The organism is Paenibacillus terrae HPL-003 (assembly GCF_000235585.1).
Lineage (GTDB): Bacteria > Bacillota > Bacilli > Paenibacillales > Paenibacillaceae > Paenibacillus > Paenibacillus terrae_B.
Map to the genome: position 1 here is coordinate 1,223,065 of NC_016641.1, position 22,893 is coordinate 1,245,957.

Genomic DNA, 22,893 nt, shown 5'->3' on the forward strand with positions numbered 1-22,893 from the left:
CCAACCCAAAGAGGACAGGATGCGAGGATGCGCCCTGCCCTCTTTTTTTATCGAAAATCACTCCGTCACCTTGCCTTGGTTAGCCACGGCCTGTTTTTTCGCCTCCACATGACTCGGATCACCGAGATAGAAGCGCCGAATGGGATCTATATGCTCGTCCAGCTCGTATACCAGCGGAATGCCTGTCGGGATATTCAAATCCAGCAGGGCGGTTTCGTCCAAATTCTCCATATACTTGATCAATGCCCGCAGGGTGTTGCCATGCGCGGAAATAATGACCCGTTCCTTTTTTTGCACCAAGGGTACAATCCGCTGCTTCCAAAACTCACCGACCCGATGCACGGTATCCTCCAAACTTTCCCCAAGCGGTAGCTCCTCCGGCTTAATGTTACGGTATCGTTCCTCCCTGTGAGGACTGCGTTCATCCTGTTCATCCAGCATAGGAGGCCGCACCGTCAGGCTGCGCCGCCAGATATGAACCTGCTCCTCGCCGTATTGGACGGCAGAATCCAGCTTGCTGAGTCCCTGAAGAGCACCATAATGGCGTTCGTTCAGTTTCCACGACTTCTGCACGGGTATCCACAAATCATCCAGCTCGTCCAAAATGTGATACAGCGTACGAATGGATCGTTTTAGCACCGAAGCGAACGCCAGATCAAACGTATACCCGGCCTCCTTGAGAATACGGCCCGCCTCTATGGCTTCATGGGTTCCCTGCTCGGTCAGGTCCACATCCGTCCAGCCTGTGAACAGATTTTGACGGTTATATACGCTTTCTCCATGCCTCACCAGCACCACTTGATACATAGGCCCCACTCCTTTACTTATGGTTTACCCAACTTCCATGTTTTTAACGTAGTAAACCTGTCGATTAGTTAAAAATCAGGTCAAAGAAGGAGAATACCTTTCATTATATAAACATAAATTTGAATTAAAACATAATTAAACCATTCCTATCCTGAAAAAAATCGCATTGACACATGTTAATTTTTGGACAATAATTGGGGGTGAAATCATAAAAATTGGATTTTTTGTGTGAAGGGTGGTTATGATTTGGAACATACACCTACGATCTTGGCGGAATTAGAAAACTATTTACAACAACATGAATTGCCGCTGGTACAATTTGCTGAACTTTCGGGCGTTTTTCTAAGAACGCTTAGTAATTGGATTAATCGGCATCAACCAGTTTCTGTAGAACAACTTGATCGAGTCACCTTAGCCATGGGATTACCGAGGGGGCATTTTTACGAACGATACATAGAACATTACATCATTGACCGTGCTCCGAATTGGCGCCGAATCGAGCCTATGTTGTATCGTTGTGCGGAGCTGGATAAGTTGGAAGCGATTAAACGTGTCGTTGGGCATATCATGGATAACCTGCTGTACTCCCCGAGATTATTTGAGCTGGCGGAAAATTTATTTGCACAAGATCGACATGCTGCTGCATTGCCCCTCTATAAAGGAGTTGCCGAAGCGGAGAAGTATCAGCATTCCGAGCGTCTGGCGATCTGTCAGTATCGTCTGTTTACGATTCAGATTGGAGATGATAAGGAGCAAAATCTTAAGGCCGCTACGCGATTTGAAATCTTTATTGAACGTCTGGATGAAATAGAGCAACTGGATGCGCTGAAAGATTTGGCGAATGTGTATCGTTCGTTACAAGAATGGGACATGTTGTACGAAACAGCTCTTAAAATGAAAGAGAAGGCGCAAATCCAATATACTTTAAAACATCAGCAGAAGAAGCGGAAGAGTGAGGAACCGGGAAAGAAACTAAGTCGTCCCATGTTTGTGTACATTGCCTATGCTGATTTACTATGTGCCGACTCTCGCGAGACTCAGGGTGATTATGAGCAGGCTCTACAATTGACATACGCCTACTCCGATTTAGATTGGGTCGTAGAGACGGACGAGGATACTCTATACTGGGTCAACTTATTTAAGCATTGGGCACAAGCTAATACTATGGTGAATAAGCTTTTATCTGGAGATATAAGTGCGCTGCACGATTATGTTAAATATATTGCTGCATCGTCAGATACAACTGAGGAAGATAGAATTGTCCAACTTTTGAACATTATGATAGCGGCCAACCGATATGCAATAGATGTGGATCATGCTCTCTCGCATTTTGAAGTGGACATTAATTCTTTTGCTCAACTCCCTATATCTACTGACATGTACACTCGAAAGGTCCTTCCCGATTATCTTGCATATTTTGGTTATGAATTATCTTATTACTATTTGTATAAAGGAATGTATAGTGATGGCTTTAAACACTTGAAGTCTGCTACGCTAAAAGCGATTACACTAAAGAATGAAACCTACTTTATAAACTGTTTGGGATTATTCGACCATTTTAAAGCCTACGCAGCGGATGAAATAAAGGTAGAGTTTTCGAAATTTATTGAAAAGGCGTGGTTAAATAATGTTAAGAAAAATAGCACTGCTGGGTGTTGCAGCTAGCTTTCTGTTGATACTGACGGTACCTGCGCAGTTAAGTAATCATGATCAGGGCATCCAACCTCTTGTACAACATGGAGGAGCTTAATAGAATCAGATGAAGGGAAATCCTCGCTGACATGCAGAAAGGGACGGCTGAATGCCGTCCCTTTCTCTACCCCTTTGACAAGGGGATCACATGATGGAAATGAATCGCAGACACTTAGTCCTCCTTGCTAAACTTGGCCAATAGATCCAGAATCCGTACATACAGCCACACTAAAGTCAAGAGTAATCCAAAAGCGCCGTACCATTCCATATATTTGGGCGCTCCTTGCTCGGTCTGCTCCTCAATAAAATTAAAATCCACCAGCAGATTCAAAGCCGCAATCACAACGATAAACAGACTGATACCGATACCAAGCCAGCCTGTCTCATGGATATAGGGAACATTCAAACCGAATAAATTCAAAATAAAGTCCACCAGCGTTACCAGAGCGATTGCCAACGTGCACAAAACAACGAAAGATATAAAGCCCTGTGTCACCTTGATAATTCGCTGTGTATATAAAAAGAGCATCATGAACAAGATACCCATGGTCAGCATAATGGCATTGGCCACAATGCCGGGGTATTCATACTCCATATAAGCTGAAATACCGCCCAAAGCAAAGCCACTGAAAATCGCATAGATTGGCGAAAGAAGTGGAGCTGTTTTTGGAAAAAAGAATATCGCAAGGGCCATGCCGGCCATACCGAATAAACCTGCGGTCATCAAGGATAGCACCTCTATGATCCCCTGGTCATTCATATACCAGGTGATACTGCCAGAAACGATAAGCAAAACAAGTAGAAGCAACGTTTTATTTACCGTTCCTCCAATGGTCATGCGTTGTTCACTAGCTTCTCTTTCATCTTCTCGCAAAAAAATGTCATCACGTAAAACCGGATTGCTTAAGCTCATTCAGGATGCTCCTTTTCAAATGTGTTAATTTCTAAGTTTGGCCTGTCGAATCTTTGTGCTGTATATGTATATATCGGCACAACCTGAAAAAAGTTTCAGAAAATTTTCAAAACAAAAAAAGAACCTAACCTTACCTCGTGGTAAAGTTAGGGATAGAGGGTCAGATCATGCCGAATTAAAGATCAGCCGTCGCAATCTGGATCGTACCAAATGTGGCTCCGGCTGCACTAGTCAACAGACCAGCTACCAGCAATAAGGCAACTTCCAGAGTAAGGCTAGTAAATGCAGGGATCGTATACGTGATGACAGGTGCATTGACGCGAGTAACGACAAGATCGATCGGAGAGGGACCGTTATTATTAACGGTTATTGCTGCATTCGCGCCACCGCGTAAATTTTCATAATATGATTTACCGATACTAGCCGCAATAGTGAAGTTTTGTTGAGGTAAAAGAATCGCCATAGTTTTCACCTCCCTTGTGCTTGATAGTGTATTCTATGCTTTCAATCTATCAATGCAACGTCAACTGACTCAGCAATAATACACAAATTAACAGATTCATAGATTAATATCCCTATACACAAACCAAAAAAGGGTTGCCTTCTCAGATCCTTTGCAGAATCTGATCGGACATCCCCTTCTTAAATAAACGAAGAAATAATCTACATCATAATATAACGTTAAATGTTCTTCATTTTAACTCTACTGCACATGAATACTCACTTCCTGCGGACTAAAACGAGATGGCGTGGAAACCTTCACACGGATATTGCCAGCCTCACCCTTCGTACGAATCCAGAACGCAATACGCCCACCAATTAGCGATAGGCTGGACGGACCGATTAATTCACCCGCTCCCTCGACCTCCACCGAAACTGGATCAGCATAGAACGGCAAGACGTTGCCGTATTCGTCCAAAGCGTCCACTACAACTCTGGTCACGTCCCAATCGCCCGCCTCCAGCACGGCATCGTCTGCGGTCACCTGCAGCTCCGTCAGCACCGGATTACGAGAGTAGCGTCTGCGAATCACTTCTTGACCGTCCACATACCCGATGAACATCGCATCTTCCCACTTCATGCCCCAGTAGCCTGTCAACTCGTCGATAACGACGGGAGGATGCGGAAGCGCCGGGTATTTCTCTTGATTCGGACGATAGACCCCCTTGCGCTCGTCACCATAAATGAATTCCACCTCATCACAATTGGTGAACACAACCAGCGGCACGATGCCCCCGATGTTTCGTTCGCCACGGGACCAATAAGTGACCGGTTCCATCACAATTTCCTGCTCGACACGCTTCTGGCTGCGGTACACGCTCGCTGCGAATTTGGGGAAACGGAACATATCCATGACACCGTGATAGCAAATTTTATCGCCAGAGCCAAAATCCGCGTGGGTATTGTAGTCAAAAGCGCACCAGCCAATCGCACCAGCAATACCTTCATCGGCATAGGAAGCGTTCTGCACCCGCGTATGGCGCAGCGCATGCTCCATTACCCGTTCCTCCTGATCAAAACGTTTGGTCGGATACATATGCCCGTTATATTCCGTCACCAGATAAGGGACTGGGTGATCCAGCTTCGTGACGAGGGAAGGCTGACGCAAGCCTGTCGTTTCGCCATCTACGCCTTCTGTATCGTCGTACGTATCGAAATTGCGAATTTCCTTCGCCAAATATTTTTTATGCCCGCCGTCATGAACGAAATCGTTCATCGTATACACATCTTCCAGCAGCTCGCTGCCTACAATATAGCGCACGCCACCAGTTGCACGGGTTGGATCAAGCTTGCGTGCAAGCTCATTGGTATGTGCGTACAGCTCATGATCATCCTGCGATTCATTAATCCGTACGCCCCAGATCACGATAGACGGATGATTGCGATCACGGATAATCATGTCCTCCACGTCCCTTACCGCCTGCTCCTTCCACGCTTCGCCGCCAATATGCTGCCAGCCCGGAATTTCCTCAAAAACGAGCAATCCGATCTCATCGCAACGGTCCAGAAAATGACGGGACTGCGGGTAATGCGATGTCCGCACCATGTTCAGACCCAATTCCTCTTTGAGTACATCGGCATCACGCCGCTGCGCTCTTTTCGGCATTGCATAGCCGACATACGGGTAAGACTGATGGCGGTTCAAGCCGAGCAGCTTGATCTTTCGCCCGTTTAGGTAAAACCCGTCCGGCTGGAATTCGGCTTCGCGGAAGCCAAAGCGCACATTCAACCGATCCAGCTGTTTCCCGTCTCTTAGCAGCGTCAGCTCTGCTTCATACAGCTTGGGATCATCTATATCCCAAAGCTGTAGACTGCCCAGCTCTTTCAGCTCCAGCGTCACCTCCGCTGCCGCCACGGCTGTCGGCCCGGTCTCCGCCTTCACGCTCGCTCCGTCCAGCAGTCGCAGGGCGACCGTCAAATCGTTTCCTTGATCACCAATCCCCTCCAGCTCCACAACCACGCGTACTGCCTTGCTTGCCGCAAGTGGCTCCGGTGTCTGGACGAATACCGTGCCGAGATGCACAGGCTCGACAATGCGCAGCTGCACTTCGCGGTAAATACCGCCGTAGGTCAGATAGTCAATGACTGCCCCAAAAGGAGGGATATCGTCCCGTTCCGTGGAATCGACAATGACCGTTAGCACGTTGGAGCCACCATACTCCGCAACTCCGGTCAGTTCAATACTGAACGGCGTGTAGCCACCTTTATGTTCCCCCGCTTTTACCCCGTTCAGATATACCTCCGCATAAGTCATGACCCCTTCAAAATCGACATACACCCGTTTCCCCTTGGCATCCGCCGGAATGTCCAATTCCCTTTTATACGTGGAAACAAACTGAAACGCCTTGTCGTCAAAATAGTTATACGGCAGCTCTACATTGGTGTGCGGCAACAGAATGGGCTCATACCGACTCGCATCAATTCCTGTGCTTATTTCGCTCTCAACATATTCAGGACGGTAAAACCACTGGTCATTCAACGGCAAAATGGTACGCATGGGCAGTCACCTCAACCTTTTTTTTCAATCTGATTCCATAGTAAGATATTTAAGTAAAAATAACGAGTAAAACTTAGTAAAATAAATATAATTTTAATGTAAGCATTTACAAAGCATTTGTCAATTCCGTTTTTTCAACTGTCCATACAAAAAACAGCCCCGGCATCCGGAGCTGTGAAAATCATGAAATTACAATGCAGCACATTCTATATCGAATCGGTAAATGGCGGCCCACTGCTGTTACGAATCATCAGCTCGGTCGGAATGGTGACCTTGCGACCGACCTCATTCGGACCGTTGCGCACCGTATGCAGCAAGAGCTGAACGCCCGTTTCTCCCATCAATTCGGTATACGTCTTGACCGTCGTCAGCGACGGTGACAAATATTCCGCTGTCGGAATATCATTGAAGCCGACGATTGAAATACGTTCAGGGACGGCGATTTGATGCTGCTCCAGCGCCTTTAATACGCCAATCGCCACCGAATCGCTCGCAACAAAGAAGGCTGTAGGCAGGTTCTCTGTCCCTGCCAAAATTGCCGCTTCCATTGCCCGGAAGCCTCCTGCCGCCGTTCCGTCGCACACATGAACATCATCCGATGTGCATAATCCGTGCTGCTCCTTGTACTGCAAGAAGGTCTCATAGCGGGCATCCAGCACTGTCCGTTCAGAATCATAGGCTTGCTCATCCTGCCCCATGCCCACATATCCAATATGACGATGACCCGCGTCCATCATATAATCGAGCGCGTCAGCCGCAGCACGCGCGAGGTCAATGACGACATAGTCCGCACCCATGCGCTCCACTGGGTGATCCAGAAAGACACAAGGAACGGGCAGCTCCAGCATACGCTCTACCTCTCTGCTGCTAAAATGCCCCAGCACGATTAGCCCGTGCACCCCTTCAGATAACGTCTTCAGTGTGGCCAGATCTTCCCGTCTGAAAATACGCTCCAGCTGCGCTCCGCTTTGTCGGCATTCTTTTTCCACGCCAAAACGGATGGACAAATAGTAAGGGTCTTCTAATTCCTCATACGCACTCAACCAGTGCACCATCCCCAGTCGGATGGGCCCCTCTGCCTTTTTGCGGGGCTGACGGCCGATACCGCCATTTTTACGTTTAACAGTCGTATATTTCATCCGTTCGGCAACTTCAAAAATTTTACGCCGCGTTTCCTCTGACACTGACAGTGTTTCATCATAATTCAATACTCGGGAGACCGTAGATATAGAAACCTCTGCCTCCTGAGCGATATCTTTTAACGTAGGCATTGCAGACTCCTTTAATCGTTTTACTTCATTTTTACGTTCTTTTACTGTTATCTTACTCGTCGTACCCATGTAACACAACCCGTCATCTGAAAAACTCAATCCATTTTTTTCATATATAAGCCTAATCATGATAAAATACATATCATTAGAGTTTTACAGAACTCCCATCTTATCAGTAATGACACCAAGGAGGATATACGCATGAAACAGGAACTGATTGAACGCCTGACCACTTATGTTCAGGTAGATACCCAATCCGATGAAAGCAGCAGCACTTGCCCGACCACACCCGGACAGCTCACACTGGGCAACTTGCTGGTCAACGAACTGAAAGCCATTGGTATGACGGACGTGACGATGGATGACAACGGTTATGTCATGGCAACCCTTCCTTCCAATACGGATAAAGAAGTCCCGGTTATCGGCTTTTTGGCCCATCTCGATACCGCTACCGAAATGACAGGCGCAGGGGTAAAGCCCCAACTGACGGAAAACTATGATGGGGGCGACATCACGCTGAATGCGTCGCTGGGTGTGAACCTTTCTCCACGCGAGTTCCCCGAGCTGCCTCAATATAAAGGTCATACCCTGATCACGACGGACGGTACCACATTGCTTGGTGCAGATAACAAAGCCGGGATCGCAGAAATCATGACAGCCATACATTATCTGCTGGATCACCCGGAGATCCCGCATGGTAAGATTCGCGTCGCATTTACACCGGACGAGGAGATTGGAAGAGGACCGGAACGGTTTGATATAGCTGCTTTTGGTGCCCAATATGCCTATACGGTGGATGGCGGACCGCTCGGAGAACTGGAATATGAAAGCTTCAACGCCGCAGCCGCCCATATTACCATTCACGGTGTCAATGTCCATCCTGGTACAGCCAAAAACAAAATGATTAACGCCGTCAAAATTGCCATGGAGCTGAACGGACAATTGCCTGCGAATGAAGCTCCGGAACACACGGACGGATACGATGGTTTTTATCATTTGCTGGAATTTGAGGGTACAGTAGAACAAGCCAAACTGTACTATATCATCCGTGATTTTGATCGTGAAAGCTTTGAAAACCGAAAGGCTTACTTAACAAACGTGGTAAAAGAGCTGCAAGCCGCATATGGGGAAAACCGTATCGTTCTGGAGCTGAGAGATCAGTATTACAACATGAAGGCGAAAATCGAGCCCGTCAAGCACATCGTGGATGTTGCCCATGAAGCGATGACAAAGCTGGGAATTGATCCGATCATCAAGCCAATTCGCGGCGGTACAGATGGTTCACAACTGTCCTATATGGGACTGCCTACACCGAACATCTTTACAGGTGGGGAGAACTACCACGGCAAATTCGAGTATGTATCTGTGGACAACATGGTGCTTGCAACCAAGGTCATTGTCGAAATCGTACAATTATTCGAACAGCGCGGCGAGTGAACCGATTACAAGAAGCTTGTGCATCATCATAAAACGAAAAGGCACACCGTTTCCTTGCTGGAAACGGTGTGCTTTTTTTCTGAAACTCTCATACTCGTTAAAATTCCCAATACTTTTATAACTTTTATCACTCTAAAGACCGACAATGAATACAAAGCTATAAAAAATATATTTAGTAAAGAAAGGTAGGTAATCTATTTGAATACAGTAGATGCATTAATTGCAGCAATTCCCTACATACAACAGATTATGCGTGAGAAAGTAACCCTTTGCCTCTTTGACCGTACTCATGTTCTGGCTTATAGCGAGTCGGAGGGTATGGAGCTCGGCTTTGAAGTTGGCTCAGAGCTGCTCGAGGGCTACAAAAACTTTGCCATGCTTAAAAATGGACATGAGCCCAGCCTGACCCACATTCCTGCTGAACTGCTGGGATTCCCTCTTGATATGGTCTGTATTCCTGTGTTTGACGAAAAGGATGAAGTCGTTGCGGCATTTGCGGCCTCCTATAATTTAACTAACAAAAATCAACTGGACCAAATCGTCACTGAGAACCTTTCCATCACTGAGCATCTCATTGATATGGTGCAGCATATAGCAGCGCATTCCGAGGAGCTACAGGCTACCAGTGAGCAGATTTTGAAGAACACCCAAATTGCCGTGCAAAATTCGGGAAAGATCAATCAAGTAGCTGTATTCATCAAGGAAATCTCAGAGCAAACCAACCTGTTGGGACTGAATGCAGCTATTGAAGCCGCACGTGTCGGCGAAGCGGGAGCAGGCTTTGGCATCGTGGCTCAAGAGGTGCGCAAGCTATCAGTAGAATCCAAAAAAGCGACGGTTGATATTGAAGGAGCTCTCAAGGATGTACAGAACTCCATTCATCAGATGGAGCAGGAAATTGGTCAAATCGTTTCCTCCTCTCAGGAGCAGGCGACTCTCGTAAACTCTTTTACCGAAATAATGGAGCGTATGCAACAAGCGAGTGAAACGATGCAGCATCTGGCGAAGAACCTGACCTCCTATATCGTAAAATAACATAGTTTACACATGAAAAAGGGAGCCACTTATCGCATCATTTCACATGCGTTAAAGTACGCTCCCTTTATTTACAAAATCCCTGCCGGGACTGATCCATCCAATCAAGTTTAAACAGTAACAGAGAACACCCCATGATTGGCAGGATTCACGGGGTCTAGCTCACCCAGTATAGTTCCCGCCGGAATCACAATACTAAGAAACACCAAGACCATAGTTACCGAGATTAAAGCCTTTTTCATTATGAAGCCCCCTTAATAAAATGGTTTGATATTGCTCTTGCTGTGACGATGTTGCCAAATCTCGATAAGCCTCAAACAGAGCGACCAGTGTCCTGAAATCGCCATCTGTTTCTGCACTAACAGAGGATTTCAGAGAAGCAAGGACATAATTTAACGCAACGGTGTATTGCCCCTGTTTGAAATAATAAATGGCTAATTGGTTAACCAGCTTTACATAATATACGCGGTTTCCTCTATCTTCATAACCTTCAAATATCTCAATATCGTGGGCAAAATCATTCAGCAGATCGTCAATATTCCAATTATTCAAATTAGCTGCTTCGGCAATACCGACCAATCCCGGAAGCAGTTCCTCATCATTGGCATGAAGAAATTGAACATATTCGGGCAGAAGTTCCCGTTTTCCCGAAAGCAATTCGATCGTGTACAGGTTGGCTTTGGCGAGAAAACGAAATCTTTCTACTTCTTCATGGCCGCTCTCATCCAGCCCCATAAACCAACCCATTTCGCCGTACTTCATAATATATTCTCTGGCTTCTTGATACTTACCCTTATTCTGAAAATAAATAGATTTAGCCAAATAACTGTATGCATAATAAAATACCAATGGATGTTTGGTATTCAATGTCTCGTGCTTGCCGTCCGCAGCATTTCTCAGTTGGATGTGATACAGGCTTTTAGCCAAAGCATGCAGATAGTCTGCAACCTTGTTGGCTTCATCCCAATCGTTATGTGTGTAGCTGATTCTAAACAACTCACAAGCCTTGTCGAGTTCGTGGCTGTCCGACAACAAATAAATAGCTTCCCTTTGATTCAGGACCTCTTCCACTAAAACCCGCCTCCCTATCCTGAAAATGACGTTTACCCATGTATTCTCATCAGGAGCATCCGCGTTGTCATTTCTTTCGCATACCAGTATATTACAAATATAGACAAAACCTAACTTGAAGTCAATTCAATCATAGATATGCAGTTTCTTTTGCAACCTAACATTGTCGTGTATGGTTTATAGCCGATGAATAAATGAATCATGCTGTAGAAATAATCCATAACAAAGACGTGGATCAGGCCCTCCCAAAGGAGGCCAAAAAGAAGTCATAGTATCCTCAGGGTAACTACGTTACGAATTAGTGCGTACTTTTCAATCGGATACCGGGGGCTTACAATCAAACCTGTGCATGAAACCAAAGTATTCACAGCACTCAACAGAGCATGTACCTGTTCATCCAATACAAACTCACTAAAGGAGTGAAGTTAATAACATGGAACTTCAATTAGCTTTAGACTTAGTAGATATCCCGCAAGGCATTGCATTGGTAAAAGAAGTAGAATCATATATTGACATCGTAGAAATCGGTACGCCGATTGTCATTAATGAAGGACTTCATGCGGTAAAAGCAATGAAAGAAGCATTCCCGAATCTGAAAGTGCTGGCTGACCTGAAAGTGATGGATGCAGGCGGTTACGAAGTGATGAAAGCTTCCGAAGCTGGCGCAGATATCGTTACGATTCTGGCTGTAGCTGAAGATGCAACGATCAAAGGTGCGGTAGAAGAAGCGAAAAAACAAGGCGGCAAAAAAATCCTGGTGGACATGATCGGTGTTAAAAACCTGGAGCAACGTGCGAAAGAAATCGATGCTCTCGGCGTAGACTACATCTGCGTGCATACAGGCTACGATCTGCAAGCTGAAGGACAAAGCCCGTTCGAAGCACTGCAAACGGTTAAAAAAGTCGTGAAAAACTCCAAAACAGCGGTTGCTGGCGGCATTAAGCTGAGCACATTGGCTGAGGTGGTTAAGGCTCAACCGGATCTGGTTATTGTTGGCGGCGGGATCACTGGTGAGGACGACAAAAAGGCCGTTGCTTCCGAAATGCAGCAGCTCATTAAACAAGGTTAATTCCAATGGAAACCTCTCAATATTTATCCGAGGTGCTCAAGGAACTGCAATTGGTTCCACAGCTAATCAATGATGAGGAATCAGAGCAACTGATCCAGTCCATTACCTCAGCGAATAAGGTGTTCGTCGCAGGCGCAGGCCGTTCTGGATTCATGATCCGTTCGCTGGCGATGCGGCTGATGCATATGGGTGTTCAGGCTTATGTGGTCGGGGAAACAGTAACTCCAGGTTTGGGCGAAGGTGACTTGCTGATTATCGGTTCAGGCTCTGGTGAAACCAAAAGTTTGACCTCGATGGCAGAAAAGACGAAAAAGCTGGGGGCTTCTCTGGCACTTCTGACCACCTCCCCTGGATCGACCATTGGCAAGCTGGCTGATATTATCGTCAGGCTTCCGGGCGCACCCAAGGATCCATCCAACAAGGATTACCAAACCATTCAGCCCATGGGTTCACTATTTGAGCAAACCTTGCTGCTGTATGGCGATGCATTGGTGCTCAGAACGATGGAGCTACGCAAGCTGACTTCTGAATCTATGTTTGGTCAACACGCCAATCTGGAGTAGAGATCGTATTATTTTACAGTAAAAGGCAGATCGTCCTTCGCATGTCCTTGTGGCATGTCAGAGGCGGCCTGCCTTTTTGGTGTATAGAAATGATTTCCACGTGTAATCCATACCTATGTTGCTATTCGTTGCTCCCCGCTGGCAGCGGCGGTACTTTGGACGGGTCAACAAGCGCCCAATAGGCATATTTGGCCTTTAACCGTTCGTCGAACAGCAGCGGCTTATCCAGCCGGGCAATCGGGAACATACTGAGCCACGTATTTCCATCATCCGTACCCCAAATCGTCACATTACTGATATGCTCCTGCTGTCGGGAAAACATATCGAACAACGCCCGATAGCGGTGAGCCTGCCGGATCAGCATGGCTTCAGGTATCGTTTCGTAGTGGTCTGTATCATTAGAATACAGGCCCATATCCAGCTCCGTGATCTGATTATCCAGGCCGAGCGAAGCAAACTTTTCAATAGACTGCTCCATCTCGTCAATAGCAGGGAACTCCAGGCGGATATGCGATTGGTGACCTACGCCATCGATCGGTACGCCTTTAGCGAGTAAATCACGCACCAAATTGTACAGAAAATCCCGTTTCTTCGGTTCATGCGTGTTGTAATCGTTAATGTACAGCCGGGCGTTCGGACCCGCCGCTTCCCTCGTGACACGGAATGCTTTGTCAATATAATCCGTGCCGGTAATCTGATACCACTTGCTGCGGCGCATACCGTCCGGCTGGTCGGGATCAATGACTTCATTCACCACATCCCAATCGGTGATTACATTTTTATAACGGGCTGCAACAGCACGAATATGCGTCTCCAGCCGATCCAGCAAAAGCTTTTTATTTTCCGCGGTCGGCGTCATCGGCTGTCCATTCTTATCCTTAAACATCCAATCGCCGGTCTGGTTATGCCACACCAGTGTATGGAAACGGATAGCAATCCCATGCTGCTGGGCAAATTGCACAATCCGGTCTGCTTCTTCCCAATGGAACTGTCCTTCGGACGGCTGCAAGGAGATCGGCTTCATCGCATTTCCGGCGACGACGCTGTTAAAATGCTTCTGCACCAGCTCCCCGTAAGCCCCTTCTGTCTGGAAAGCTTCAATAGCCGTACCGATGCTGAACTGTCCCTGATACAATCCATGCAAAGAGGGAATGTCCTTCTCAATAGCCAACGGCGGCACAAGCGACAGCTCGAAATCATCCATGTAAAAGGAAGCCGTACCTTCTGGCGTTTCCAAATACATAGAGACGGTGTCTGCCTCATGCGCGAGAGTATACGTTCCGTACAAATGCGTCCATCCCCCAGTCGTGATGGCCGTGTTGCCTACCACAGTTTCATACGTACTTTCACCTTGATGATCGCGCTGTACGCTGAGGCGCACCTTGGCAGGCTGCTGCTCGCCCGGTGCCAGCTTTACCCAAGCGCTGACCGTGTAACGGCTGCCTTTTTGCACTGTAGCAGTCACGTCCAGCTTTGGCCCGGCATATGTTTGTTGTCTGCCTGTCGTCAACAGACTGTACGATCCGGTTCGTGCATCGGCATTCGACACCTGCACCGTCTCGGTGCCCATACGGGATACCCAGCCTTGAGCCGTACCATCTTCAAATCTGGATTCGATACCACTTGTCGGCTCCGTTGGGGGAGTGGTTGGTGTCTCCGACACCTGCCTGATTTCCACCTCATCCAGATAATAGGCCTGTGCAGGATTCGAGCTTTCCACATACAACTTCAATGTATCCATCCCCCCGGTGAATGTATATGTCCCTTGAAGTTTGGCCCACGATGTATCCGTCGTCTCTGTCTGCGCAACCGTCTTCCATGTCGTGGCCCCGCCTGTCGGCTGCTGCTCCACCGTAAACTTAATCACGCTCGGCGTCGTAGAATTACCGTCCTGCTTCACATAGCCGCTAATCTCATATTCCACACCCGGCTGCAACAGCGACTTCACATCCAGCTCCGCACCGTTCCAAACCTCCGTGCGAGCGGTTACCTTCAGGCTGTGTACGCCGCCATATGCAGCTTCTGAGACGGTTGCGATTTGGGTATAAGTCCCCCGAGGCTTCCAGCCCTCAACGTTGCCTTGCTCAAATCCATACGTCCCGATGGTCTTATTCACGCTCCCCGTCGACAGAACCGTATCCGCAACTGACTGGGAATGTTCCACAGTTGGAGTCGCCTCCGCTACAGACAGCCCCCACCACCCCACTGGCAATAACAACACCCCGACCAGCACCAGACCCAAAGATTTATACAAAAATGACCTCAACGCAATCCCTCCTACGCCCATATTTTCAAAATATAAGAAAGCGAGTTTCACACATTTCCGGTCCTTGCTTATCCCTTGACACCGCCCAAAGTCATACCCTTCACAAAATATTTCTGCAAAAATGGATAGACCAAAATAATAGGCACAGACGCCACAATTGTCATCGTGGCACGAATGGAGGTAGGAGTAACCGCCTTCGCCAGATTTTCCGAGCCTGCGAATTGGCTGGCATAATCCTGAGCGTTCACGGACGTGTTGGAATTTTGCAATATTTTCATCAGCTCATACTGGAGGGTACTCCACTGCTCATACGACGAATTGTACAAAAATACATCGAACCAGGAGTTCCATTGCGCTACTGCCGTGAACAGCGACACCGTTGCCAGCACCGGGACACATAGCGGCAAAACGATACGCATAAAAGTCGCAAACTCCCCCGCCCCATCTATACGCGCCGACTCCAAGATCCCTTCCGGTAAGCCCTCAATAAAGGAGCGAATTACAATCACATTGAACACCCCGATCAGCCCAGGCACGATATACACCCAGAAGCTTCCAAGCATCCCCAGCTCACGAATCAGGAGAAAGTTTGGAATCAATCCACCGTTAAAATACATCGTCAATATAAAAGCAATCGAGACAAATTTGCGCAGCACATACTCCGGCCGGCTGATCGTATACGCCACCATTGCACAACAAAACACCGAGGTTACCATACCTGCAACCGTACGCAGCACAGAAATCAACGTGGCATGGAAAATCGTCGCTTCCTTGAATACAAATTCGTAATTACTCCACGTAAATTCACGCGGCCACAAATAAATACCACCCCGAATCGAATCATTCGCTTCATTCAGCGAAACCGCCAGCGTATTCAAAAATGGATACAGCGTGAACACCATCAGACACAGCATAAATACCATATTGCACGCATCAAAAATCCGATCCGAGGGCGCCCGAAACCGCCCATGTAAGATCTTCCCTTTGCCCATTGACTTTCGCTCCTTTCTAAAAAAGGTCCTGATAAGGTCCGCGAAGCGGCCTGCTAAAAATCCACTGACCTGCACCTATAGCATGCATGAACAAGCGCCTTCTGCTATCGCCCCCACCAGCTAAATCCTAAAAATACCCTCCGATGGCGATAGCGAAGCTAAGCCAGCCATCATGACGCAGTTACCCAAGGAAGCGCGAGCCACGCGCCTTCCATCAAGCTCTCCCCTGCCACTACCCTCAGTTCTATAAAAGAGTGACTTTACGGCGGGGAGCAGCGGAGCGGGCAGAATTGTTCTGAAGAAGCGGCAGCGTTCGCCTTTATCCCCGGATTCCAACCTCTAATGTTTTATGATAAAAAGGAATCCGGGGGTAACAGCGATCGGAAGAACAATCTGCACGCGGAGCGACCTTCTCCCCCCGTAACTCACTCTTTTCTCAGAACAATCTCTCCTCCCCTAACCGCTTCGCAATATGATTGGCGCTAAACAGTAAAATAAAGCTGACTACTGTTTTAAACATCCCGGCAGCAATCGAAAGCGAGAAGTTGCCCATCTGAATACCATATTTCAGCACAAAAATATCCAGGTTTTCCGAGTAATCCACGTTCATGCCGTTACCCAATAAATATTGCGGCTCAAAGCCCGATTCCAGCAGATTGCCGATATTCATAATGAGCAGGATGATGAACACAGGCTTTAATCCTGGCAAGGTCACATGCCAAATCCACTGAAAACGTCCGGCTCCATCCATCTCAGCCGCTTCATATTGCGAGGGATCAATCATCGTCATCGCAGCCAAATAAATGATGGTGTTCCAGCCGACATTTTTCCATACTTCCGATGCACCGAGAATGCCCCAAAAATAGCTTCCCTCGCCCAGCCACAGGATAGGCTCCTTGATCAGCCCCAGCCACATCAGCACCTCATTGACAATGCCGCCATCCGCAGACAGCGCCGTACTGATAATGCTCGCCGCGACCACCCACGAAATAAAATGCGGCAAGTAGCTGATCGTCTGCACCACTCGCTTGAATACGATCTGACGAAGCTCATTCAGCAAAATTGCCAATATTATAGCAGTTACAAAGCCCAGCACCAGATTAATGAAGCTCATCGCCAGCGTATTGCGCATCACCCGCAGAAAGTGTTCATCCTGAAACAGAAAACGGAAATGCTTCAACCCAACCCACTGCTGATCGAGCAGCTTACGGGCAGGCTTAAAATCCTGAAAAGCAATCGTCCAGCCCCAGATAGGCAAATATTTGAAAATAAACAACCAGATTAAAAAAGGGATGGACATCCATACCAGTGCCCGCTGCTGGTTCAGCTTGTGCATAAATCCTCTAAAGCCGTTTCGCCGTGAGGGCGGCAAATGGCTCTGTGAGATCGTGACAGGTGTCGTGTGGCCCATAGCTGCTTCCTCCTTTATTTTTTACCAGCAGTTTCGATTTTTTTGACAACCTCCTTTGTAATCAGCTCCTCATACTCCTTCACATCCAGCTTGTTGAATTCAGTAGTGTATTCATTCCAAATCGACTCAAACTGCCCCGGTGCAGACAGCACTATACGTGGGAAATATTTGCGTTGCAGGTCGCCCTTCTTTTGCTGGAAGAGCTGCGCCGGTGAGCCTTGGACAATCGGGATGCTCCAAGCCGGGTACCATGGACGCTCGTCAGGTGCGGAAAACATTTGCGAGAAGGACTTAACACCATACGCTTTTAGCAACATTTTATCGCCCTCGGTATAGGACATACGCGCAACCTCAGGCTGCCGTCCGGGGCCAACCGAGTTGCCGTCAGGCAGGGTAGAACCACTACCGTATCGCGGCCAACTGTATTCAAAATATTTGAATCCGAATGATTCACGGAACGCATCCTGACCCGTCTGCTTAATTTGTTCCTTGGTCCGATAAAAGCGCCCTTTTTTATCTACATCATAGGTTTCGCCCTTGACCCCCCAGTTGGATAACACCTGGTTTTCATCGGTCAGCAGGTTGTCAAAAAACTTGATGATACGTACCGGGTCCTTGGCACTGACCGTAATTCCAATGCCTCGGTTATTAACGAATGACGACGGATCAATGTACTGATCCTTTATATTCTTGTCGTATACAACAGGTAGCCCTATATATTCCATATCATCATTGCCCGATTGTTTGGAAGCCTCCTGCAGGTTATTTAGAGCCTGCCCCGCCTGCCAGCGGTAGTCGAAGAAGCCCAGCACCTTGCCCGAGGTCAGCTTCCCCAAATATTGATCGTAATTGTCCACAAAGGATGCTTTGTCGAACAGGCCCTCTGCATTGAGCTGATTCAGCTCTTTGAGATACCGCTTCGTAATTTCCTCATCCCCATAATCCGTGGCCTGATGCGATTTCATATCAATTATCGTGCCGCCATCGTTAGGATACCCTGCCAGATGCATCGGCGCGTTCGTAAGAGCATAAAATCTATCCTGTGTGGTTAACGCCAAGTACCCGGTCAAGCCCTCGTCTGCATGCTTTTTCACATAGTTGCGAATCAGGGTCAAATACTCGTCGAGCGTTTTTATTTTTGGATATCCCGCCTCCTTCAACACCCTGCGCTGTACCCAAAAAGCTCCCTGCTCCACGTTAGGCGCGGGCAAATAGTCACCTACCACTGCACTGAGTGGAAGGAAATAGATATTCCCATCCTGCGCCTTCATCAGGTTGTAATACGGTCCGTATACACGTTTAATATTCGGACCATATTTATCAATCAAATCATTTAGCGGAATAAAGGCTCCTGCATCCAGCAGCTTATCGATTGTGCCGTCCGGTACAATCACGTCCGGGAAATCGTTACTGGCAATGAACGTACCGATTTTCGTATTGGAGTCTCCCACCAAATGCTCCAGCTTCCAGTTTACTCCTGTCTGATCCTCCAGAATTTTGCCGATCCGCGTTTCATTGGTATTGATGTCCCTCCCCGCAGTGGCATTAAAATACGTGAATGTGACCTTCTCATTGCTATCTTTTAACGCTGGATCCTTACCCACACTCCCTGAGCAGGCAGTGATCATAGATACCATCATGATGAATACCAGGCCCATTGTTCCGAATCTTTTGCTTGCCATACCAGATAATCCCCTTTCGGCCTCTTTGTCGGTTAACGTGGATATCAAATTGTAAGCACTTTCATTTTATAAAATGCCATGAACTTCGATCACCCGCCAATCTAAAGGTGTTACTTAGGAAACTAAAGGAAGCAGGCCTCATTCCACATCCGCCGGAATTAGAATACGAATCTCCGTCCCCTCGCCGGGTGCGCTGCGAATATCAAGCTCAAAGCGGCTTCCGTAGTAAAGCTTCAGACGGTAGATGACATTCTGCAGACCGATACGCTCGCCCATTTCCTCCTGTCTTTGCATGTAACTGTACAGCCGTTGTACCTGTTCCACAGACATGCCGACTCCATCATCTCGAACCGTTAACATCAGCCGCTCCTCCCGACGCTCAAAATGAATCTCGATGCGCCCCCCATGCTTCAGCGGCTCAATGCCGTGAATGCTTGCATTTTCAACCAGCGTAAGCACAACCATTTTGGGAAGCAGATAGTCCAGGTCCTCGGGTCGCGCCTGCACTTCGTACTGTATCCGCTCACCAAAGCGGTATTGCTGAATTTCCAGAAAACAACGGATCAGCTCCAGCTCCTCCCGCAACGTGACCCTATCCTTGTTCCAAACCAACGAATTGCGAAAAATTCGCGCCATATTATGAATAATGCGGGCTGTCTCGTCTTCATGCTTCATCAGGCTTCGCATACGAATCGTCTCCAGTGCATTGAACAGAAAATGTGGGTTGATCTGGCTGTGAAGTGCATTAAGCTGGGCATGCCTGCGCAGAATCTCCAAATTTTTTCGCTGAATATCCGCCACATAGACATCATTAATCAGTCGCTTTATTTTGAGCATCATCCGATTAAATTCACCGGTCAGCTGCCCGATTTCATCTCGCGATTCTGTACCGGGAATCCGTTCAAAATGCTGATTTTTCACCTTTTTCATATGCTTCAGAATACGATGAATGCGCACGTTCAGCGAACGTGTAATCCAAATAATAATCAAGGTAGGCAGCAGCATATTCATACAGGTTAACAGCAGCACAAAATTGCGGGATTCCTCCATTTCATACAGTACTTCATCGCCCGACACCGCAGCCACAATGCTCCAGCCATTGAGATTACTCGTCAGCACATAATTGGTCTTGAACTCTATAGTATCCTTGGGCTGTTGGAGGGTATTATAGGCCACAACCTTATGATTGATATCAATCTTGGGATCCGTCGTATATTCGATTTCGCCCCGCTCGTTGAGTAGAAAGAGACTGCCCCGCAAATTCAGATTATGGAAAATCTCTTGAATGGACGACATTCGCAGCTCTATTTTCAGTATTTTCTCGCGGCCATTTTGGGAATAAAAATAGTTCATCCGCCGAATCAGGCTAAAGGGATACTGCTGCTCGCCCGTACTGTCGTCAGTACGTACAAATATAGGCTTGGACTGCCGTCCGGGCGGGATTTTGGCATACCAGGACAAGCTTTTAACCCGCTCATCTATAAAGCTGATCCCCCCGGAATTCAGTAGAGTCGGATTATCTGTGTAGATCGTCATTCCACCCACAGAATGGTATACAGGACTGTACGTATTGTTTAACATACGACGTAAATAAGAATCATAGGCGGCAATATATTCAGCGGGATGGGGGTATGTTTGCTCCAATAGTTCGTTTAGCTGATGATCGGTATAAAAGATAGACGAGATTTCCATCGCATCTTCAAACTCACGGTAAAACTCAATTTTGATCTGCTCCAGCGCACGAGAAATATCCTGCATTCGCTGTTCCTTTACATTTTGCGAGGTGACGTGGTAAAAAACCAGATTGGTCAGCACCACTGGCGCAAATACACAGAGAAAATACAGCAGCAGCATTTTATCCCGCAGGCGGACGTGGTCAAGGGTTGAGCGCAGCATCCTCATTCGCTGCCCCTTTGCGGCTCCACACGGGTATTCAGGCTACTGCGGTATTCGCTTGGCTTGGCCTGCACCAATTTCTCAAATTGGGTGACAAAATAATCCGGGCTGCCAAAGCCCACACGCTCGGCAATTTCATAAATGCGCAAATCGGTCTGACGAAGCAACCGTTTAGCCTCCTGAACCCGTAATTGCAGCAGGAATTCGTTAAAGTACACCCCGTACGTTTTTCTGAACAATTGGCCCAGATAGACCGGATTTATGTAAAAGCGGGCTGCTATACTTTTCAGGTTAATGTTCTCTGCCGCATGCTGCTCAATGTAGGTGCGGATGTGCTGAATTCCTCCCTGTTGACGCTCCTTGCGCAACACTCCAATCATTCGGCTGCTTTCCTCGGCAAAAGCTGTAAATAGCCGCTGTAATTCACCCAACGACAGGTTCATATCCTGCCAGCCCATCATAGGCTCTAATGACTGAAGCGAACGTTCATCACCCTGCATATTTTGAATGACCCGCACGATGCTGATTACGCATTGATGCAAGTTCATTTTTACAGCCTCCGGGGCATAATGCTGCTCACGAAAGCTGCAAAACAGATGATCTACGGTCGAATATAGCTCCTCCAACCGCATCTCCTCCACCTGCTCCGTCAAGCAATCGAGTACATCCTGATGGATCGTCCTGTAGTGGAGCGTTGGCATTTCCTCCTCCTGATACAGGACAATGCCGCTGCGGTCATGAATGTATTTATGGAGCGCCGCTTCCTTGGCACGTTCATAGGACCTATGGATATCTTGCAATCGTTGAACAGGGCTCCCCACGTATATAAAGACCCGGTTCCCCATCTGATTTTTCAGTAACTCCATCTCCTCCAATTCCCGTTGTAGCGCTTTCATAAAAGCGTCTGCCCTGCATTCAAAGCTCTTCAAAAAGAAGTCCGGCACTATGATGCCAATCCGGTTACGGTGCTCATGGATATAGAGAGAATACTTACCATCGATCAAACGATAAAGTGCCTGCTCTACAAGCTCTCTGAATTGGAAAAGAGACAGCGGAACAGCGTTGCCATCGGGACGCCACGGATGCTGATCATTCAACTCGACGAGCACATAGTGCATATGCGCAGCTTCTCCAAGACGTAGCTGCTGTTCCCAAGCCGGCACCACGACGTCATCTTCCCCATTCATCGTCAGTGTCTCCAACAGCTCACCTGTACGGCGACTCTGATAGAGCTGTGCATTCTGTTGCTCATGATGCAGCCTTTTACTCAGTCTGCGCAGTGTAGCCGAAAAGTCCTTCTCATCAATCGGCTTGAGCATAAAATCGTGAGCCCCGTAGCGAAGTGCCTGCTGTGCATAAGCAAAATCGCTGTAGCCGCTCAAGATAATAAACGCAGGATGATCCGTCCACCGTCCGATTACACAACGAATTAGCTCCAATCCGTCCAGCACAGGCATACGAATATCGGTGATGACCAGATCAGGATGAACGCTGCCGATCAGTTCCAGTGCATCCTCACCGTTATCCGCCTCCCCAACGACCTCAAAGCCGCAGGCTTTCCAATCCATGAGTTGAAGCAGTCCTTTGCGAGTGAATATTTCATCATCTACTACAATGGCTCGATGCAGTTTCATAACCTACTTCCTCCTTTTGGTTTGAGCGTTATTTTATTTTGGTTAACTATTCCAATTATATCTAGCAATATGGTAATATGGAAACATCGGGAAATGGAAATTGCTGTTACACCTATCATTTTTCCGATTCATAGACTCCAATAACCTCTTAGGAAA

General features: G+C 47.5%; 17 protein-coding genes. 5 read left to right on the forward strand and 12 right to left on the reverse strand.

The features are described from left to right. Positions 1–57 precede the first annotated feature (57 nt). Positions 58–807 carry a 2,3-diphosphoglycerate-dependent phosphoglycerate mutase gene (gene gpmA, locus HPL003_RS05745; protein WP_014278683.1) on the reverse strand — a complete coding sequence of 250 codons (750 nt, stop codon included), beginning with the start codon at positions 805–807 and terminating at the stop codon, positions 58–60. 246 nt (positions 808–1,053) lie between these two features. Here gpmA and HPL003_RS05750 point away from each other — a divergent pair, with 246 nt between their 5' ends. Then, positions 1,054–2,472 (forward strand): hypothetical protein, encoded by a 1,419-nt coding sequence (locus HPL003_RS05750; RefSeq protein ID WP_014278684.1) that lies wholly within the window; start codon positions 1,054–1,056, stop codon positions 2,470–2,472. Positions 2,473–2,671: 199 nt separating this feature from the next. Here the strand turns inward: HPL003_RS05750 and HPL003_RS05755 are convergent, their stop codons facing one another. The 4 genes from HPL003_RS05755 to HPL003_RS05770 all read right to left on the reverse strand — a co-directional run bounded on the left by HPL003_RS05755 (position 2,672) and on the right by HPL003_RS05770 (position 7,681). Beyond that, the gene (locus HPL003_RS05755; protein WP_014278685.1) at positions 2,672–3,412 is read right to left on the reverse strand and encodes a Bax inhibitor-1/YccA family protein; all 741 of its coding nucleotides are present in this window, start codon (positions 3,410–3,412) and stop codon (positions 2,672–2,674) included. Between the two features lie 175 nt (positions 3,413–3,587). Then, positions 3,588–3,875, reverse strand: a complete 288-nt coding sequence (locus HPL003_RS05760) for a hypothetical protein (protein ID WP_014278686.1) — start codon at positions 3,873–3,875, stop codon at positions 3,588–3,590. 240 nt (positions 3,876–4,115) lie between these two features. Beyond that, the gene (locus HPL003_RS05765; RefSeq protein WP_014278687.1) at positions 4,116–6,410 is read right to left on the reverse strand and encodes a glycoside hydrolase family 2 protein; all 2,295 of its coding nucleotides are present in this window, start codon (positions 6,408–6,410) and stop codon (positions 4,116–4,118) included. A gap of 206 nt (positions 6,411–6,616) precedes the next feature. Continuing rightward, on the reverse strand, positions 6,617–7,681 hold the full coding sequence (locus HPL003_RS05770; protein WP_014278688.1) for a LacI family DNA-binding transcriptional regulator: 1,065 nt from the start codon (positions 7,679–7,681) through the stop codon (positions 6,617–6,619). A 201-nt stretch (positions 7,682–7,882) separates the two neighbouring features. Here HPL003_RS05770 and pepT point away from each other — a divergent pair, with 201 nt between their 5' ends. After that, positions 7,883–9,118, forward strand: coding sequence for a peptidase T (gene pepT, locus HPL003_RS05775; protein WP_014278689.1), 1,236 nt, complete (start codon positions 7,883–7,885; stop codon positions 9,116–9,118). 198 nt (positions 9,119–9,316) lie between these two features. Continuing rightward, the gene (locus HPL003_RS05780; RefSeq protein ID WP_043922312.1) at positions 9,317–10,153 is read left to right on the forward strand and encodes a methyl-accepting chemotaxis protein; all 837 of its coding nucleotides are present in this window, start codon (positions 9,317–9,319) and stop codon (positions 10,151–10,153) included. A gap of 195 nt (positions 10,154–10,348) precedes the next feature. Here HPL003_RS05780 and HPL003_RS05785 read toward each other — a convergent pair whose 3' ends face one another. Next, entirely contained in the window at positions 10,349–11,224 is an 876-nt protein-coding gene (locus HPL003_RS05785) for a hypothetical protein (RefSeq protein ID WP_014278691.1), read from the reverse strand. A gap of 433 nt (positions 11,225–11,657) precedes the next feature. Here HPL003_RS05785 and hxlA point away from each other — a divergent pair, with 433 nt between their 5' ends. Both hxlA and hxlB read left to right on the forward strand, forming a co-directional pair. Next, complete coding sequence (hxlA, locus tag HPL003_RS05790) at positions 11,658–12,293, forward strand: 3-hexulose-6-phosphate synthase (RefSeq protein WP_014278692.1); 636 nt, start codon at positions 11,658–11,660, stop codon at positions 12,291–12,293. Between the two features lie 5 nt (positions 12,294–12,298). Next, positions 12,299–12,856, forward strand: a complete 558-nt coding sequence (gene hxlB / locus HPL003_RS05795; protein WP_014278693.1) for a 6-phospho-3-hexuloisomerase — start codon at positions 12,299–12,301, stop codon at positions 12,854–12,856. A 121-nt stretch (positions 12,857–12,977) separates the two neighbouring features. Here the strand turns inward: hxlB and HPL003_RS05800 are convergent, their stop codons facing one another. From HPL003_RS05800 to HPL003_RS05825, 6 genes are all read right to left on the reverse strand, one after another. After that, on the reverse strand, positions 12,978–15,143 hold the full coding sequence (locus HPL003_RS05800; RefSeq protein WP_085979680.1) for an endo-1,4-beta-xylanase: 2,166 nt from the start codon (positions 15,141–15,143) through the stop codon (positions 12,978–12,980). 47 nt (positions 15,144–15,190) lie between these two features. Next, complete coding sequence (locus HPL003_RS05805) at positions 15,191–16,114, reverse strand: carbohydrate ABC transporter permease (protein WP_014278695.1); 924 nt, start codon at positions 16,112–16,114, stop codon at positions 15,191–15,193. Positions 16,115–16,550: 436 nt separating this feature from the next. Next, positions 16,551–17,525: an ABC transporter permease gene (locus HPL003_RS05810; protein ID WP_014278696.1), complete on the reverse strand. Its 975-nt coding sequence runs from the start codon at positions 17,523–17,525 to the stop codon at positions 16,551–16,553. Positions 17,526–17,539: 14 nt separating this feature from the next. Further along, positions 17,540–19,207: an ABC transporter substrate-binding protein gene (locus HPL003_RS05815; RefSeq protein ID WP_014278697.1), complete on the reverse strand. Its 1,668-nt coding sequence runs from the start codon at positions 19,205–19,207 to the stop codon at positions 17,540–17,542. Between the two features lie 138 nt (positions 19,208–19,345). Continuing rightward, positions 19,346–21,109, reverse strand: coding sequence for a sensor histidine kinase (locus HPL003_RS05820; protein ID WP_043922313.1), 1,764 nt, complete (start codon positions 21,107–21,109; stop codon positions 19,346–19,348). Then, complete coding sequence (locus HPL003_RS05825) at positions 21,106–22,737, reverse strand: response regulator (RefSeq protein ID WP_014278699.1); 1,632 nt, start codon at positions 22,735–22,737, stop codon at positions 21,106–21,108. Before HPL003_RS05825 ends, HPL003_RS05820 begins: the two co-directional genes overlap by 4 nt. Positions 22,738–22,893: the final 156 nt, after the last annotated feature.

Excerpts from the sequence above, each read along its gene's own strand:
- HPL003_RS05755 (WP_014278685.1), bottom strand. The coding sequence starts at position 3,412 with ATGAGCTTAAGCAATCCGGTTTTACGTGATGACATTTTTTTGCGAGAA.
- hxlA (WP_014278692.1), top strand. The coding sequence starts at position 11,658 with ATGGAACTTCAATTAGCTTTAGACTTAGTAGATATCCCGCAAGGCATT.
- gpmA (WP_014278683.1), bottom strand. The coding sequence starts at position 807 with ATGTATCAAGTGGTGCTGGTGAGGCATGGAGAAAGCGTATATAACCGT.
- HPL003_RS05765 (WP_014278687.1), bottom strand. The coding sequence starts at position 6,410 with ATGCGTACCATTTTGCCGTTGAATGACCAGTGGTTTTACCGTCCTGAA.
- HPL003_RS05820 (WP_043922313.1), bottom strand. The coding sequence starts at position 21,109 with ATGAGGATGCTGCGCTCAACCCTTGACCACGTCCGCCTGCGGGATAAA.
- HPL003_RS05770 (WP_014278688.1), bottom strand. The coding sequence starts at position 7,681 with ATGCCTACGTTAAAAGATATCGCTCAGGAGGCAGAGGTTTCTATATCT.
- HPL003_RS05760 (WP_014278686.1), bottom strand. The coding sequence starts at position 3,875 with ATGGCGATTCTTTTACCTCAACAAAACTTCACTATTGCGGCTAGTATC.
- HPL003_RS05810 (WP_014278696.1), bottom strand. The coding sequence starts at position 17,525 with ATGGGCCACACGACACCTGTCACGATCTCACAGAGCCATTTGCCGCCC.
- HPL003_RS05800 (WP_085979680.1), bottom strand. The coding sequence starts at position 15,143 with ATGGGCGTAGGAGGGATTGCGTTGAGGTCATTTTTGTATAAATCTTTG.
- HPL003_RS05815 (WP_014278697.1), bottom strand. The coding sequence starts at position 19,207 with ATGGCAAGCAAAAGATTCGGAACAATGGGCCTGGTATTCATCATGATG.
- HPL003_RS05805 (WP_014278695.1), bottom strand. The coding sequence starts at position 16,114 with ATGGGCAAAGGGAAGATCTTACATGGGCGGTTTCGGGCGCCCTCGGAT.
- hxlB (WP_014278693.1), top strand. The coding sequence starts at position 12,299 with ATGGAAACCTCTCAATATTTATCCGAGGTGCTCAAGGAACTGCAATTG.
- pepT (WP_014278689.1), top strand. The coding sequence starts at position 7,883 with ATGAAACAGGAACTGATTGAACGCCTGACCACTTATGTTCAGGTAGAT.
- HPL003_RS05825 (WP_014278699.1), bottom strand. The coding sequence starts at position 22,737 with ATGAAACTGCATCGAGCCATTGTAGTAGATGATGAAATATTCACTCGC.